The organism is Pseudomonas sp. Z2-11, assembly GCF_054161305.1.
Map to the genome: position 1 here is coordinate 3,123,149 of NZ_CP096395.1, position 17,253 is coordinate 3,140,401.

Here is a 17,253-nt window from a genome sequence, read left to right on the forward strand (position 1 = left end):
TGGTTAGTCCGATAGATTGAGGCAGTGAACGCAGGGCCCTCACCTTCCTGTTGACCTCGTGACAGGTGTTTGAACGCTGTTCTATGTGGAGTAGGACATGTCGACGAGATCTATCTTGCTGTGAATCCTTGATAGCTTGAGGACATCAGATATTGGTGCTTACAGCTGATTGATCTCGTCGCCTGCTGTTGCGTTAAGGCGCAAGCGCACCGCCGGCAGGGATCGATAGGGTCTTGAAGGTCTCAATTTTCTCGGACTCCAACTCTTTCAGAATCGTTTCCTTGGCGTCATTCTTGTCGATAGATCGGCCCGTGTTGTCAAAGCTGATTTGCTTGATCCTCAGTTCAATCTCACTGTCTTTTTTCTGGGCCGCAGAAAATTCTGGGAAGCCAAGAGAGATCACGCAATCACCATCGAGGCCCGAGGTGCTGAATCGGAACTTGGCATCGATTCTGTGCAGGAACAGGCTAGGGCGGTAAGACACATCCGAAAGAAAGTCAGAATGCTCGAGGCTGAAGCCTTTCAAGTCGAGGTTACGAATCTTTTCCTTCATCCAGTCCAATGCTGTGGGGAGGAGGATGTCTGGATCGGGCGAGATCCCGATATCGACCACCTCTACAAAGGACAAGGCGGTCAACTTGCTGTGTTGCGTGAGCCCTAAAAGGTAGTTGAACCTGTTTTGGTTGGTAAAGTCGCAAAAACGAATTGAGGTAGCCTGCTCACTCTCACTGATCTGCTTGACCGATTTGAAATGTGAAATCAGATGCCTCGCCATCGCCTTGTTGGTCGTCTTCGTTTCCGGGGCAGTGTGTGTGAAGATCAGGATGAGCTCGTCCTGAGCCTTGTTTTTCTTGATCTCGATGGAGCCCTTGAAGTTTTTGCGAGAGTCAGCCCAGCTCTTGGAGCGGTCTATGCGCTCCAGCAGATAGTCCATCCGGATCGTGTCGAGGTCTTTGTTGACGGGATAGAACTCGGGCGTTCCCAAGACCTTGAAGTTTACGAAGTCAAGATCCAGCAGCTTGTTGACGTCCATGACGTCAGGTATCGCGTCCAGCAGGGTATCCTGACCTTGCCACTTGATCGTCTGGGTGGTGATCTTGGGGTTATCTTCTTTGGTTGTGTAGGCAAGCTGGAGCTGAGAAAACTCGCTGGGGCGAATCAGGGACAGGGTAAGAGCAGGGATGGAATGCTCTTTCTCTGAGCTGTTGATAAAGACGCCTCGGCTTTTCAGAACCGTTTTGATATCGCCCGCGCTGATGTAGGGCTGAGCAAGGTAGGTACGCAGCGCCTCGCCCTGGGGAAGGATAGAGTCAATATTTTGATTACTCACTACATCATCCCCTGAAATCAGCTAGGTAGGATTCGAATTCGACGATTGAAGCGAACTCCTTGTTCGCGATTGACAGCTTTGCGATGTCTGCAATTTCCTCATGATCTACGTAGTTGTAGTCAGGGAAAGCGAGGGCCACCTTGTTAGGAAACTCCATGGCGATTTCCATCGAAAAGCCAATCATGCGTTTCACGGCTTCGATGCTGAAAGGATCCTGGCAGCAGATAAGCAACGATTTCCTTTCATGCTCTTGGATGAAAAAGGGGATCAAGCCACTATTGAGATATTCGGGAGGCAGTATTGTCCCGTTTGTGACCCTCTGTATGGGGCTTACGTTTTTCCCAGTGGAGGGGTAGAGGAAGCGAACGTTTTCTGCACCGAAACGATTTCTCGCGTACGTAATGGTATCGAACAGAAAGCTAGCTCGGTAATTATCAATGACGTAGATCGTGCCGTAGTTGGCACTGTCTAGGTTCCTCGAGCCCGCTACTTGGCTGACTACATCCGCCTCTGCGTCCGATGCGGCACTGAACCAGCAAAGGATGCCTGCGAGCGACTGACCACTCGCGCCTGGATAGCCCGAGTTGATCGACTTTTTCAACGGCGAGCGATTGAAGCATTCGACTGTCGTTGCGAGGTCGGCGAAATGCTCTTTGAACGTTGTGCCAGGTGAAGTCGGGTAAGGGTTGGATGTGAATTTCGAAGAAATGACGAGGTGCTTGAGGACGCCATCTTCCAGAGGGGAGGGGCAGCTGAAGACAAAATCGGCGCCATGGGTTTTTCTGGGGTTACCGGTCGTACTGTGGAGGACTGGTTTCACACAGTCGAACTCGTGCCCCTTACGTGCTGCCTTCCAACCTATGAGGTTGAGCAGCGCTTCCGTGATGTGTTCACCGCGCTCGCCCAGTTTCTTTGACCATTCGCCCATTACACGTCCCTTGAATAATGAATGTCTTGCAACCCTGTACCGCCAGAACGCTACGGAGGTTGAGGCATCATGTCTAGTGGCAATTTGTTCACCTAATCGACGATGGATTGTCTGGGTGGAGCAATGATGGCTAGTCACAGCCACCTTCGAGGTCATTCGGCCGCTGCGACTGTTGAACCTTGGTGACTTAGGTGGAGTTCGCCCAGACACGAACCTCAGCTATTTTGACCCAGTGCGCCGGGAGCAAGCCGAACGGTGCGCTTTTCTTCGTGAGCTACAGCAGCAAATGGTCATGCCGGTCATGCCGGTCATGCCTGAGAGCGCTGATCAGGGCTGATCAGGGCTATTTGATAACCCAGGTGATCGCGGACTACCTGGCCACCAACGAAACGCTCAACTTGAACGGCATCCTCTTTCCGTCTGTTCAGGTGCCCAAAGATGCATCGCCAGGTCTGAACGCCATCCTTTTTCACAAGGCCAGTGGGGTCGATAAAACTGAGGATCAAGATGCGCTTGAGCACGTGAGCCTTTGGGAGTCGGACGAAGATCACTGGATCTTCTATCCTCAGATCTGGGAGGGCAGCCCGCATACCCAAGAATCATCGACTAGCTTCATGGAGCACGTACATGCGCCCGAGCCCAGTCTTCGGCTCGCTAGAGATGGCATCACGATCGACAAGATCCAGGGCGTGAGCTTCACTCATAAATCTGATGCGGTTCGCCACGAACCCTGGTCAGATGGGGCACGTCCTTACGACCTCATTGACTCGCAAGCTCCTCAATTGAAACCACCAATAAGCTGTATTTTTCGCCAAAGGAATGACGGTTATGATCACCAGAATTCACATTCGTGGGTACCGCATCTACAAGGATTTCAACCTTCTGCCCAACCCCAAAATGAACATTTTGGTCGGCGGCAACGACGCGGGTAAATCCACCTTAATGGAAGCGGTCTCGCTGGCCCTGAACGGTCGAATCGGGGGCCGGAGTGTCCTTGAAGAACTAAACCCGCACTGGTTTAACACCGAGCTGGTTCAAGAATTTCTAGCGCATCGAGCCGCGGGCATGAAGCCCGCATTGCCCGAAATTCTGATAGAGCTATACCTGCGCGATGACGATGAATTGCAGGTGCTTTGTGGTGCCGTGAACACCGCCGTCCCAACTAATGCCTGTCCGGGTGTCTTCTTAAGGATATATCCCAACGAAGAGTATCAGGACATGCTGGATGACTGGCTCAAGGCTCCCAATGCGTTACTGCCCGTTGAGTACTACACATGCGAATGGCGGTCGTTCGCCGATCGTGAGCTCACCAAGCGTCCGCGAGTGCTGTCGGTGGCCACCATCGATTCCAGGACAGTCAAATCCTCAGCGGGTGTGGACTACCATCTGCGTCAGATTCTGAGTGATCACCTAGAGACCACCGAGAAGGCTGAGATTTCCTTAGGCTTTCGTACGGTGAAAGCGTCGATGACGGATGGTGCGCTGGCGACAGTCAATACACGATTCTCGGCATTGGGTGCATCGTTGCTGGCGGAGCCCATGGCATTGGCTATGGATCAGACGTCGCGCACGTCCTGGGAAAGCGTAATTACTCCTCACGTAGACAATGTTCCCTTCTCGATGGCGGGCCAGGGTCAGCAAGCTGCGATCAAGATATCGCTCGCGATGAAGCGTCACTCGGCCAAAGTGAAGATCGTCATGATCGAAGAGCCCGAGAATCACCTGTCACACACCAGTCTTACCACTCTGCTAGACCGCGTTGAAAAGCTCGCTTCTGACGACCAACAATTGTTTGTGTCCACGCACAGCACGTATGTGCTCAATCGCCTAGGCCTGAACGCGCTGCACCTGTTGAATAGAAATCACGCGTCGAAGATTACGGCTCTCGATCCCGGAACTGTCCGGTACTTTCAGCGCCTTCCTGGATACGACACGCTCCGTCTCGTGCTGGCTAAAAAGGTTATCCTGGTGGAAGGGCCGTCTGACGAAATTATTTTCGAAAGGGTGTTTCACGACGTGCATGGGTTAACGCCTATGGCTGCCGGCGTCGATGTCATCAGCATGCGGGGGCTTGCGCTGGCCCGCTGCCTTGAACTGTGTGCTGCCGTCGATAAGCCGGTCGCGGTGATGCGAGACAACGACGGAATTGAGCCTGCCGATCTTCGGGTGTCGGTTGAGAAATGGCTGGACGGCGCGAAGCGCGAACTCTTCATCGGCCAAGTGATTGATGGCCGTACCCTCGAACCGCAGCTGATTAAAGCGAATGGCGAAAGTCATCTCAGAGAGGTGCTCGGAATCACACCGAAGGCCGACTTGGTGACATGGATGACTCGCGAAAAGACTGAGGGTGCTTTGCTTATCGCCGAGTCCTCGAAAGCCTTGTCCGCCCCGAATTACATGAAGGAAGCGGCGGAGTTCATCCAGAATGCCTAACCATTTGACGCTTGCAGTCGCTGGCGGCAGGAAAACTCAAGGGCTCGTTGATTACTGCCGGGCAGCGACTGATCGAAAGATTGCAGTGTTGACCTTCACGCAAACGAACCAGCAAGAGATTCGATCGCGTGTGGCAAGTCAGGCAGGCGACAGCAACACCCTGGAAGTCATGGGTTGGTACACCTTTCTGCTTCGTCATTTCGCACAACCATTCCTACGGTTCAAATTCCCTAAGGATCGGGTCAAGGGCTTTGACTTCGAAGGCAGGCCGTTCGAGCGTGCTGTCGGCAGAAGCAGGTTCATGGACTCGGGAAATCGGGTCTACGCATGCGAACTGGGCAAGCTTGCCTTTGAGCTCATGGAGGCGACACCGGCGCTTCTGCGCAGGCTCGAGTGCATCTACGATGAGATATTGATCGATGAAGTCCAGGATCTTGCCAGCTTCGACTGGGAAATCCTGGAAGTGCTGCTCGGCTCTAAAATCGATGTGCGGATGGTGGGAGATGTCAGGCAGGCGGTTTTGTCTACAAACCCCCGAGGCCAGAAGAACAAGAAATTTGGCTACGCCGCGTCGCTTGAATGGTTTAGAGATAGAGAGGCTCAGGGGTTACTCACCATTGCCTACGCGACCATAACCTACCGATGCAGAGCCGAGATTGCGACGTTTTCCGATACCATCTTCGACGCCACTTGGGGCTTTCCTGGCACTACCTCGGAGAACCTCGATGAGACTGAGCATGATGGCGTGTTCCTTCTCCATACGCAGCATGTCGATGAGTACGTCGGCCGATATAGACCGCAGTGCCTAAGGCATTCGGTCAGCTCGGCGAAGCATCTCAATCTGGATTTTCAGAACTTCAAAGGGGTGAAGGGTGCGACGTTTGACCGAGTATTGCTCGCGCCCACTGCCAACATCGAAAGCTTCATCAAGAAGGGCACAGCTTTGGAGGCCACAGCTGCAGCGGCGTTCTACGTCGCGGTAACTCGCGCCCGACAAAGCCTGGCCATCGTTATCGACAAGGTCGGAACGTCCACGCTGCCGGTATGGGCTCCATAGCCTCGAAAATTGACGAGCTGGAGGTTCGCCAGGCTCTGCAGAACGTTGCAGAGCCGTCATGGGTCGCGGTGTGGGACTGTCTACTTATCGTATCTGGATGGTAGGGGGCAGTCGTAGTTGACATCGATCATGTCGAGGTTCTTCAGATCGAAGTTTGCGTAGTCACGGTCATTCGACGTCCGTATTGCGGGTTGGCCATAGAGAAACACGAACGCTGTCGGCTTGTCCTTCTCGGCGATTTTGGACAGCCGCACCGCCATAAGGTTTTTGAGCTTGTAGTTTTCTATGAACGTGTCCGAGACGAAGCATGAGGTAATCAGGCTGTCGTTTCCTCGCTTGAAATTCTTCTTGAATTTGATTCGGTAGCCATTATTGCCTTTCGTGCGGTCAACATACGCCCACCCGTAGTAAATGATGGGGTGGTCAGGCAGGTCGTCCAGATCCTGCTCCCAGATGCATTTGAAGATGCTGGCATAGGGCACGTCCTGCCCGGCGATGTTCAACCGACGAAACTCAAGGGTCTCATCGGAACGGTATCGGATGTATCTGCTGACTACAGATCGAACCGAGTAGATGGGCCCGACTATGCCTGATTCCCCGAGCTTAGGAGTGTAAGGTCGGGTGCTTCTCGCACGCTTCTTCGCTACATGAACGTCCGCGCCGGGCTCGACCGAATGCTCGTCATAGTAGGAGGCAGGTCGCTCGAGCTTGAAGACGTCGACAATGGATTGGTCAACTGTTCTGCGTTCCTGCCCATCCAGTTCAGCGGGCTCGAGCTCCAAATCGACGGGGGCCCCGTTGGCAATGCCGCACGCTTCACTATGAGCTCCGTAGACCTTGAAGTGCGGGACGACCCTCATATTCTGGATGTCTTTGTCCAGATTCGCGCAGGTAACTTGGGCGGAGCAGTCAGCAGCCGGACATACGAATGCGCGTTTGTTTGTAATCACCCCTGACCAGAATAGATCGTAGGCGCGATCAGGGTCGACAAAATCGTCAGCTTCAATGCTGTAGGCCACATCCAATGACATAGTTCACCAAGTCCTTTTGAGCTTTCTGAAAAGTGGTCGCTAGTATCGGCCATTGCCGCGTTAGTGGGCCAGAGTCTTGATGCGTGACCATGGTCTAATGAGCTCGGCGGTAATATGAGCGGGTAGTGGCGACGTGGCGGAGAACTGCTAGTCCGCCGGACAGCAGTACTGTCACCTCATCGCCGCTAGGCGCGTAAGCCCCGGAATGCATGCAAGACACCGACGCGCAGGCTGCCGAAAACTGCAGACGTGCCTAAGGTTGCTGAATCCCTAAGAACTGCGAGGCCAGCCAGCCGAGTACGGGCGAGTCAGTTACACAACAAGAATTTCGACGGGCAAAGTCATCCAACAAGCCTATCCTCGCCTTCCTCGAAGCAGTACCGGCGTCTGGCCCGCAAGAAGCTTTCCGAAAGGAGGTGTCAGATTACGTAGATGGTTTGTTCCGGATGTCCTATGCGAATGCAGGCGAGCTTCAGGACGGCATCGTCCAAGGTCTTAGCCGGTTGAAGCAGTCGATGTCGGCAATCACTGAAGCTGCATTTGAGCAACGGCTAGCTGCACGGCAAGCGAGCAATGCTAGTGGGTGGGGCAGTGCTTATATCCAGAACGCGCGCATTGAACTGGCGTTTCTCCCGCAGCCCAGCCTAACGGGCGCCATGCGAGTGTCTGACACTCAGCGCGATGATATCTTCGTCAGGATGTGCCAGGCAGGACTCTGCCAGATCAAGGACGGCTACAAGCCTTTCGACAAACCGGATGTGTTGGGAGTCGACACCAATGGCATCGGCTGGCGGGTACAGGACGACGGTATGCAGTGGGTCACCGTTGACATCAACGGGCAAAGCAATCGAACCGACCTGCTCACTTCCTACTATGTTTCACCCTCGAGGGCGCGGCTGGCCGCCCTTGCAGCGTTCGAACTGATAGCGCAGGGGCGTCACGGCTGGTTCCAAATCAAGCTGCACGGTATGGAAAATAAAGTATTCCAGGAGCCGCCCGCATCACCTATCTCCTCCATGTCGATCCCGCATCGTTCAGAGCAGGTGCTCCATGAGCGCCACCTGCTAATCCCTGCCAATCGTGGAGCCTTCGAGCATTGGTTGGACGATGCGTTTTATAGGTTGGGTCGTAAGCTCTCTCTGTAAGAGCATCCAGAAGCGCTGCAAGACAGGACAGCTTCAGAACGCCGCTGTCCGTGACGTAATTGACAACCATTCTAATGATTCTGATTTCGACATATTAGAAGTGGAAGGTGAACTTAGTCAGCTTTGGCTATCATCGGTCAGATGATAACTTAGTGATTACCCTTCTCGACTCTGATGCTGAAATGACAGTGAAGAATTGGTATTCCGATGTAAGCTCTCGCTTAGACGATATATCTGTGACCGCTTCGCAGTCCAGTTTTTTTGAAGCCAGCCAGGTCGATAGTTTAGTTGAAGCTATGGCCGTATTTGGTGTGCCGGCTAGTGGCGAAATTAAGCTTAGCATTAGTCAAAGGCTATGTGGATCAGTTGCTAGGGGTGGGCGGTACGACTCCTGGTGGTTCTGGAGGAGGTCAAGTTAGCTAATCAGCAATGCCCTATCGCGGGCGATCGTTCGCGATAGGGCAACTTTCACCTGTTTAGGTGCTAGTGACCTGAACAATCTGACAGCAATGGGGGTCGATCAGATTCGCGAACCTGCGGATATTTGTTCGAGCGCTCTATCCATCTGAATGCCTGCTTTCACGAATATCTAAAACAACGTGCAGAGTCTGCCTGATAGCGTCAATCAATGCCTGAGTGATCGCCGGGAACCTTCTTACCCTCAATGGAGGGCGCTTGCTGGGCCACACGCAAAGCAATTCCGCCGAACGACACGCTAGCATCAATGTAGCGCAACGCCGACTTCATATCCTTCCAGCCCACATAGCTCATAAGCCCTTTAATGTCCCACCCGTTAGCCGACGCCCATGTCGCAAAGCCTCGTCTCATCGAGTGGGTGCTGTATAGCTCTTCAGGCAACCCGGCCTCCTTGAAGATGCGGCGCAGCATCGGAATCAGGCTGTGAGGTTGGATGGCGGTGTCCGACAGATTCCCCCAACGATCCAGGCGGCGAAAGACAGGGCCCTTCACGAGGCCTGCGACGGTGATCCAGTTGATATAGGCCTCGACCGGACAGAGCATCGTCAACGCCGGCGTCTGGAAGGTTGTCCCTTCATACTGGCGATCACCTTTGGTGTGAGGCAGGAAGAACGTGATGCCCTCACCGCTATAGGCCTGCGTGTTCTCCACCGTAAGCCTGGCCAGTTCGTCCCCGCGAAACCCCCGCCAGAATCCGATCAGCACCATTGCAACCGAGCGACGGTGGCGCAGCAGCGTCTTGTAGTCACCGCGATCAAGCGCGGCAGCCGCTTCCGCTTCAAGCCATTTCACGGCTTGCTCGAGATGCCTAAGTAGAAGGGGAGCGGCTTGCTTGACTTGGGCGGGGTGCATGACACGGATGCCCTTGATCATCTGGCGCACGTTAGGCGTCTTGGTCGGGTCTGGGAATCCCTGGGTGATATGCCACTGCGCCAGCGCGGCCAACCGCTGCTTGAGCGTGCTGATTGCATACTTGTCGGCGTACTCGGCCAGGTAGCGAACGATGCCGTCGCCGGTTGTGGGCAGATAGCCGCCCCACGTCACTTCGAAGTGCTCGATCGCCGCCCGGTAGCTTTTGCGGGTGTTCTCTCTGGTGCCTGCCATGAGGTACCGGTCAGCCTTTTCCATCGCCTTTGCCTACAAAATCTGCCTGATTCCAGCATTCCACACTTTCAGCGGCAGCTAAATGCTTTTTGAGAGTGAAGAAGCCATAAGGCCCCATTATAGCTTCCTAGGATTTACCAGCGAAATTCGTTAGAATTCTTACGGCGTGTCACGTAATTACATGACATGTAACACAGTACGAAATCATAGGAGAGGATCCATGGCTCGGGGTGGAATCAACAAAGCGTTGGTGCAAAAGGCGAGACAGGCCTTGCTAGCCAAGGGCATGCACCCGAGCATCGACGGGGTGCGGGTAGAACTTGGAAATACCGGCTCAAAGTCGACAATTTCTCGATATCTGAAGGAGCTGGAGGCGGCTGAGCGTCCGGTCATCGAGCTACGCGACCGCATAGGCAATGCGCTGAAGGCGAGCGTCGAAAGCCTTCTTGATCAGGTGATGGAGGAGGGACGTGAGGCGTTGACTGTCGCCCAAGCTAAGTTTGATGAACAGTTTCGTGATCTTGATGAGCGCAACCAACGCTTGGAGGGCGAGCTCGCGACCTTGAAGCGGCAATTTGAGGCTCAGCAGTCGGCCTTGGAGGCTCAAACTGCCGCGCTTCAGGTGAGTGAAACTTCCCTGCGTGAAGAGCTTGGCCGTAATGCTCAATTGAACCAGGCGCGTAACGACTTGGAGCGTCGTATCCAGGAACGAGATGAGCAGATTCAATCCCTGGAGGAAAAGCATGTTCACGCCCGTAATGCCCTTGAGCATTACCGCGAAGCTACCAAAGAGCAACGGGAGCAAGACCAGCGCCGCCACGAAAGCGAGCTTCAGATAACCCAGGGGGAATTGCGTCAGGTTAGAGAGTCACTCGTGGTCAAACAGGATGAGCTGACACGTTTGAGTCGAGACAACGAACGCTTGATTGGCGAGGCACGCCAACAGGCAAAAGCCCTACACGCGCAAAGCGATAAGGTGGAGCTCCTCACCAACCAGGTTCAGGCCTTGACGCTATCCGATGCAAGGGCCGCTGCGATCATCGAACATCATAAGACCCAGGTACTGGAGCTCAGGGAGGAGGTCAAAACGCTCAATATTTCCGCTGCCCTGGCCACGAATCGTGAAGGTGATCTGACGCGGCGCCTTGTCGACCTAGAGGCTCAGCTCGAATGCCAGGAGGCCGAGCCAGCAGAGACTCCTGCAGGAGAGCTGCAGCAGGATTCACCCGTCCCCACACGGGGCGACTCCAAGCCACCCTCGAAGCCTTCCAGGCGAGGCAGCCAATACGATGAAGGGGGATCAAGTGAGATCTATTTAGCCAGGAAGCAGAGCGAAACACCTTGGTGTGAGTCCAGCCAAGCAGTGCCTTAAGGTGCCGGGGAGATCAGTCCGAGCTCTGCAAGCGATCTTATGCCTACGGCATCTTTAACTCGACCGATATCTGAGGGTGTAAAGGTCGAGATTGTATGTTTGAAGATTTCGCTCGACTTGAAAGGCATGCTTGATACCGCCTCCAACATACCCACACGCCAATTTTCAAAGCGGTCGATTTCGTCAAGCTGCAAAAAGAAGCAGCCGCTATAGCTAGAAAACACAAGCTTTGCGGTTGCGCGCAGGTGCAGGTGCTCACGGAGCAACGCAAGTGCTGCGCCAGGGCCATGCACCGCCTCGACAGCCATGATGAGTCGATTTGGACACACGGGTAGATCATGCTGAGCTACCTGATCGTTGAGTTCCCGCGACAGCGGAGGCTCACCGCGATCAACATCATTCGTACGGGTCGTTTCCATTGTTAGGCAGCCGTCGTTTGGGTGAGATTTAGCTCGTTCAGGGTATACGTGAGCCCGCGCTGTGACAACGAACCGCGCGGCTGGCGGAAGCGGGGGAGTCAGTGCTGGGGGCACGTCGCCCACCTGGTCGCCGCTTTAGTCAGTCAGCCTCAATGGCGTAGCGGCACATGCCACACAGCTGAGTCAGATCGTCATTTCTGTCGATCTCCGATTCCAGCGTCGCGCCACATTCGGCGCAAGCTGGGCCAGGACTGTCATCAAGGCATAGTAAGCATTCAAGCTCTTCTGTCAGGTAGCTGAAGTGGCCGCATGAAGAGCAATGGTCGAGAGGCGATTCACCTCCCTTAGTGAAGGCATAGTAAAGGTCAGAGTAATGGTGCATCGTTGCAATGGCTTCAGCTGCCTCCGCGTAGCTGGCGTTGTGCGCGCAACAGGTGCACACGAACGTGATCTCGCAGGCTGGCTCCAGCAGAGCTAGCGGCTTGATTAGAGGCGAATTGCAAGCCGGACATTGCAGCAAATCGACAGAGCCCTTCAGGAGAGTGTGCCCCCAAGTCACTTGTTTATTTGCCACCTGACAGACCTCAAGCTCACGCTTGTAGAAAGATTCCTGTGCCGTTAGGAATTTCCACAATTCCTCGCCCAGAAGCTCGATTGGGGTACGCCCGAGGTAGCCAGGTACGAATTGTTGGATTAGGTGGAACGAGGCGGCCATGGCTTCCGCTAACCCTGATGCGGGGAGCTTGGAATAGTAGTGCTCGACATCGTTACGCATCGTGGTTAGCTTTTTCAAAAGGCTCCAGTCGATGCCAGTCACCCCTAAGCTTTCAAGGCGCTCCTGGATGGTTCTCACATCAACCGTCTGTCCTCCCTTGCCCACCCAAACTGGATTACCACCCGCATCCAGCGCCGGAATTACATGCTGTTTCAGCAATGCCTCTTTGGAGTCAGGAGGGCTCAGCTCTTGGAGCTTCACCTTGAACATCAACAGCAGGCCGGCCGAGAGATTGCGAATCGCCGACAGTGCACGAGCTTCGTCAGTTGCAATGGCTTTGAAATCCTCAACGCCTAAGCGGATTGAGGACACAGCGTTGTCGAGCATTGTCATGGTTCACTACCTTGTGGGTGATCAGCAGCAAATGTGAGAGCGACTGAGCATGGGCTCATGCTCGGTTGACCCTAATGGTCGATATAACCTACTCCACGATATCAAGTGTGATGGGGCATGAGTCGAGCGCAATGCCCTCCAGCGGGGGAGCCAGGCGACACTTGTCATGTTAGGTCGGAGGCGTGAGGTTTGTTCTTCCCGCTTCCAGATCTATGACCACCACATCAATCTGAGATCGCAAAGCTTCCGGCAGGCACTCTATCAAGGCTTGCCGCATGGCCTCAGGGGTACCGGGGGGAGGGACGCCCGAGGGCGGAGCCTGCAGTCTTTTTCCGGTGTTGGACGGCAGTTTCCCAAACCAGAACACAAGGTAAATCCCGCAGCCATGCGAGCGCCAATCAATCAGATAGCGATCATGCAATTGGTGGATTGCACCCTGCCAAACCTCGTCATGCCATTGGCACTTGATCTCAATTGGAAGCTGAAAGTCACCGCAGGCGAACGCGAGATCCACTCGTTTGGATTTGGGCATGTCGGCCTCTGTGAGCTCCCGGATACCGAACTGCTGCAGCTCTCGGCTGATGAGCATGGCAAAACGGTCTCGGCAGGTGTTCTCCGTGTAGGGCACACCGTTGTCGCCCCAGAACATGCTTACCCGATCAAGGTCATCACCCAACAATTTTTGCTGAATAACGGAAAGCTCATCGAGCACCAGAGCTCTGAGATCGACCATGTTTGTCGGCGGCCCCTCACGGAGAAGCGCACTCAAAGCACATGGCTGAAGCGGGGCGAAGTCTTCCTCTGCACGCTTCTGTCGCTGCTCGGCCGCCATATGTAGAAGATCCAGGGTATAGCTATCTTCCGGCTCTGTAATCAGCTCTTGTAGGGCTTCAATTGCCTCGATCGAGGTGTCGTCTGCGAGCCGCTGGATCATTGATCGAACGAAACTGGAAGCCTCAAAAGGAGATTGACTTCCGTCACTCACCCACGGCCTGTTCTGGCACGGCCAGGAACCTCGAAAATTGGATACGATCCATTTGACTTGAGCGGTATCGAGTACACGCTTTTGCCCTCGGCGCTCTCCGGGTACAAGCCTAATGATGGGCCAAATGAAATCCGGGTGGTCTTTGCCAATTGCCGCAAGAGCCTCCCTGGATTCATTAAAGCTGACCAGAAAATCTACGGCCCGCCACATGAGCATCCGACTGACGGAGCTGAATTCAACGTCCGAGTAAAGCTTCGTGATCGCGCCCATTTCGTGCAGATGTTCTGGTGCGACCAAGAGATGGATCATCCTGTTCTCAATCGATTCTCCCATGACGAGTTGGTCGCTGAGCCAAGTCGCAGAAAGGTGAGCAGCGGTTGCATGCCACTGGGGTTGAGAGAAGATTACATTCATCGCTGAGATTTGTGGTTTGCCAGCCTTGATGCAAGGCTCAAGGCACAGCCAAGCGAAGTCATAACGACTCAGGGTGTCTCGCCTTGGCAAATCATGGTTGCCAAATAACTCGTTTTCGAGAGCTTCGCACAGGGACGAAAGGTTGTCGGGAACAAACGCTATCTGATTGTGCAAGCAAACAATCAAAGCGGATAGGAGAACGGGCGTTGGGATGTCTGAGAAGCCTCCACCCGCGCGCAGCCTAGTCAGTAATCCGGCAACCATAGGGAAACAGTAGTTCCAGACCTTCTCCTCAGCAGGGCTGTGAGCCACATCATGGGGAGACGGAAGGTCATCGCGGTGTAGCACGGCTTCAAAGCCTACAAGGGCATCCTCGGCGAACTCGGCACCAAGCCACGCCGTGAGGGCCTCGACTGAGTTAAGGTGCACGTCGTAAACGTCGTGGTGGCCCAGGTAGTATCTGGCCGCAGGGAGTATCTCCCGCAGATCGCCATTTCGCAGAGATGAACGGTGATGAAGATAGTGATCACTATCAGCTTCATACTGAACGCGGAGCGCTTCTATTCGCTCCGCCTGTCTCAATTCTCTTCGAATCGCAAGTTCGGATTTGACTGGATTTTCCAGCTTGTAGACGTAGGCCTCCAGCTCAGGGTCATCCCGCTGAAATTTTCGACTGACAGCTCGAACATCAGGGTCAAACGTGCGATTTCTACACGCTATCAGCATCAAATCACACCACTGCGCCCGGGCTTTCTCATCCTGAGTGCTAAAGGGAGCCAGTTGCTCCAGAAAAAAAATCAAGTCGGACTTGCGGCTTGCAAGCCCCAAAAGGCGATCCTCCAGATCACAATTCTGTGACCAGACAGAGCTGGCAGGCTCCAGATCATGCAGCGCATATTGCTGGACGGCATGCCTGAGATCGTCGGCATTGTCGAGGTGGGCGTTGAGTGTTTTCCTCTCTGGTACATCGTAAAGATCAAGCCGATGCATAGCGCCTAGCCAGTTCCAGAGAAGCGATGCATCCTCTGGGCAGGCGGTGAGTACGTTTTCAGCGATGACGCGACTTATAAGCAGCGCGATGAGACCGACCAGATAGCCTGGTGGCTCAGTCTCACTGATGTCGACTGGAATGCATTGCTCAGTGAGCAGGCTCAGCAGCTTTGGAATTCTAGTGAGAACCAGTTTTTGGCTGAACGGTAGCCAGTACAATCCGCCAGATGTCCGTGAGGATGCTCTAGGCAGCGAACAAACATATAGCCCTGAGCACGCCAGGATATTCATGGCAAGAAGCTCATCGCTTACGTCAAAGTCAATCGCCTCGATGACGAACAGCGCAAGCTCGAACGATACGTCAGTGTAGGACTCATGTAAGCGGTTAATAATGCTCTGCCGGCGTACCCGGTCACAGATTGGCAGTAGCGCCTGCACGGCATGCTTCCGCTCTGAAAAAGCATAACGATCGGAGAATACCACGCCGTTAAGCGCGTCTTCGAGCGACCTGGCTAGGGGAGTACCAGTGAGACCCTCGATCAGAAGGGCCCTTAAGTGAACATTGCTGTCCGGCGACGTAATGATTGTCTCGATTTTGCTTACCAAGCGATCATGCATCAGGCCACTGGCCTTATGACTGCCCCAATCATGGGATCTAAAAAAAGGATCTGTTTGCGACAGTGATGTAAGCGCGTCGAGCATGCTTTGAGCTTGCTCTGCCGTGAGGTTCGCCGTCTCGCCATACCGCAACACGCCATATGGATCGGCTGCAATCACCGCAGATGACATAGCTGGGCTGTGGTAAGACAACCACGCGTGCAGACCTCGCAAACTCGCAGGCACACTGCCGCCGGTGCGAAACTGAGCGAGTACTCTCTTCTGTGCTTGAGTGGTTCTTGCGACCTTCGACAGCCATCGTGCACCGAGAAACTCTGCAACCACGCGGTGTATGGGCTTTGCCCGTTCCGGGCCAACAGTCTGGAACAGTTTTGAGGAAAAAACCGCTTGTGCGGCTTCCGCCTCGGGCAGCTCGCTGAGCTCTGCAAGCCTGACATCCCCTACTACGAGATGATTAGGGCCGGAGCGACTGATCGCGTCCCCGCTCGCGAGCAGCAATCCCGCGCAGAGAGCTCCAGCGGCCGAAAGCGCTTGTTCTTCAGAAAGAAGGCCAAGCGCGCCGTCAATACGGTGAGGGTCATGCTCGGGCCAGAGTAGAGTGCACACCCGTTCGAAGAGGCCCGCACGTGTAGCAGGGAGAGTCCTGTCAGCAACAGCGACTTTGCCAATGAGGCTAAGAGTCAGAGGATTCTGGTAGAGCTCGGCGATCCCTTGATCCTCCAGGTGATCAAGGACGTGATCCACATCGAGTTCTGGATAGAGCTGGCGCATGAAAGCAAAGGCATCCAACCTCGTAAACGCTTCGATGGTTAGGATGCTGGGCTCTGAGCCATAAATTTGCGTTAGGTTCACAACATTGCGTGACTGCCATTCTCTCGACCTGCAGCAAAGGATGAAGTTGGGATGCCCGGCATCCTCAAGCTTCCCTAACACCATATCCACAGCATCGCTATCCCGCCGCGCCATGGCTTCGTCGAGCCCATCTATCAACAGAGGTTTACCAGGAAAATGAAAACGTCCCGGGTTGCCGCTGGCGATGAACCGTTGCGCGGTGATTGGCCGGACGTCTAAGCGCCGTCCTAATTCCTCAATCAGCTGGCTTTTACCCATGCCCGGCTCCCCCAATATGACCTTAGGGCCTGCAATGGCAAGAAGACCATCCTCATCAACGATGGCTGGATTGCCTGATGGGTCGTTGTTTTCACGACGCAGATGGCGAGAAAAATACCGCGCGATTGTCACGTCTGAACAGCTCCATGCTTGCCCGGCGGCGATCGACGTCGGCGGATGCGTGGAGAGCATCATAACTTCCGTTTTCCGGGAAATCAGCTTTGAACTTGAAGGGTAGGGTGGACTGCATTTAGACGCTATGCCGTTGCCACAACGCTGTCCGGGATAACCAAGGCGCGCAGCCCGGAAAGCCTGGAGGGCATTAAACGTTTCCGAACGAAGAGGGCATCCAGGAGTGCATAACCACAGGCGCATGACCACAAACCTAAAGATCAGTCCTTGGTCGCAGTATTCGACAGCGCGATACCAGTTGGGATGGCAATAGACCCGAGAGCTGACCCTATCAATGCGCGCGTCCGAAACCCCTGAAGGTTGGGATAGAATTGCGCCTATTTGGATGTAGGAATCGTGTATGTTTTTGGAATGGACGCCATCCAGGCTAGGGCGCTTACTGACTAGATCAGCCAGATGGCGTCTCCTTGTCGAGAGCGATCGTGTTATTGTGGCCGTCGGTGGGCAGTAATACCACATAGCGCCTGAAACGCTCCCAAGCTTTGAAATCAAACGCTGCATGCTCTGGTCGGAACTCGTGTGGCCTGCAAGCACGGGCGT

General features: G+C 54.3%; 12 protein-coding genes. 5 read left to right on the forward strand and 7 right to left on the reverse strand.

Features of this window, described 5'->3' with window-relative positions:
* Window positions 1–193: 193 nt before the first annotated feature.
* Window positions 194–1,330, reverse strand: coding sequence for a GapS4b family protein (gapS4b, locus tag M1E16_RS13830; protein WP_458127550.1), 1,137 nt, complete (start codon window positions 1,328–1,330; stop codon window positions 194–196).
* A gap of 4 nt (window positions 1,331–1,334) precedes the next feature.
* Window positions 1,335–2,258, reverse strand: a complete 924-nt coding sequence (gapS4a, locus tag M1E16_RS13835; protein ID WP_458127551.1) for a GapS4a family protein — start codon at window positions 2,256–2,258, stop codon at window positions 1,335–1,337.
* A 191-nt stretch (window positions 2,259–2,449) separates the two neighbouring features.
* Here gapS4a and M1E16_RS13840 point away from each other — a divergent pair, with 191 nt between their 5' ends.
* From M1E16_RS13840 to M1E16_RS13850, 3 genes are read left to right on the forward strand one after another with little or no spacing between them, the layout of a single operon-like run.
* A complete protein-coding gene (locus M1E16_RS13840; RefSeq protein ID WP_458127552.1) occupies window positions 2,450–3,190 on the forward strand; it encodes a hypothetical protein in 741 nt (246 codons plus the stop codon).
* A complete protein-coding gene (locus tag M1E16_RS13845) occupies window positions 3,087–4,691 on the forward strand; it encodes an ATP-dependent nuclease (RefSeq protein ID WP_458127553.1) in 1,605 nt (534 codons plus the stop codon). Before M1E16_RS13840 ends, M1E16_RS13845 begins: the two co-directional genes overlap by 104 nt.
* Entirely contained in the window at window positions 4,684–5,748 is a 1,065-nt protein-coding gene (locus M1E16_RS13850) for a UvrD-helicase domain-containing protein (protein WP_458127554.1), read from the forward strand. Before M1E16_RS13845 ends, M1E16_RS13850 begins: the two co-directional genes overlap by 8 nt.
* 80 nt (window positions 5,749–5,828) lie before the next feature.
* Here M1E16_RS13850 and M1E16_RS13855 read toward each other — a convergent pair whose 3' ends face one another.
* Window positions 5,829–6,779 (reverse strand): hypothetical protein, encoded by a 951-nt coding sequence (locus tag M1E16_RS13855; protein WP_458127555.1) that lies wholly within the window; start codon window positions 6,777–6,779, stop codon window positions 5,829–5,831.
* Window positions 6,780–7,225: 446 nt separating this feature from the next.
* On the opposite strand from M1E16_RS13855, the gene M1E16_RS13860 reads away from it, so the two are divergent.
* Window positions 7,226–7,924, forward strand: a complete 699-nt coding sequence (locus M1E16_RS13860) for a DUF4062 domain-containing protein (protein ID WP_458127556.1) — start codon at window positions 7,226–7,228, stop codon at window positions 7,922–7,924.
* A 621-nt stretch (window positions 7,925–8,545) separates the two neighbouring features.
* Here the strand turns inward: M1E16_RS13860 and M1E16_RS13865 are convergent.
* A complete protein-coding gene (locus M1E16_RS13865; RefSeq protein ID WP_458127557.1) occupies window positions 8,546–9,529 on the reverse strand; it encodes a tyrosine-type recombinase/integrase in 984 nt (327 codons plus the stop codon).
* Window positions 9,530–9,725: 196 nt separating this feature from the next.
* Between M1E16_RS13865 and M1E16_RS13870 the strand changes: the two genes are divergently transcribed.
* Window positions 9,726–10,877, forward strand: coding sequence for a DNA-binding protein (locus M1E16_RS13870; protein WP_458127558.1), 1,152 nt, complete (start codon window positions 9,726–9,728; stop codon window positions 10,875–10,877).
* Here M1E16_RS13870 and M1E16_RS13875 read toward each other — a convergent pair.
* The 3 genes from M1E16_RS13875 to M1E16_RS13885 form a co-directional block, all read right to left on the reverse strand.
* A complete protein-coding gene (locus M1E16_RS13875) occupies window positions 10,874–11,296 on the reverse strand; it encodes a hypothetical protein (RefSeq protein WP_458127559.1) in 423 nt (140 codons plus the stop codon). The genes M1E16_RS13870 and M1E16_RS13875 overlap by 4 nt on opposite strands.
* 139 nt (window positions 11,297–11,435) lie before the next feature.
* Window positions 11,436–12,404: a hypothetical protein gene (locus M1E16_RS13880; protein WP_458127560.1), complete on the reverse strand. Its 969-nt coding sequence runs from the start codon at window positions 12,402–12,404 to the stop codon at window positions 11,436–11,438.
* A gap of 169 nt (window positions 12,405–12,573) precedes the next feature.
* The gene (locus M1E16_RS13885) at window positions 12,574–16,716 is read right to left on the reverse strand and encodes an NACHT domain-containing protein (protein ID WP_458127561.1); all 4,143 of its coding nucleotides are present in this window, start codon (window positions 16,714–16,716) and stop codon (window positions 12,574–12,576) included.
* Window positions 16,717–17,253 lie beyond the last annotated feature (537 nt).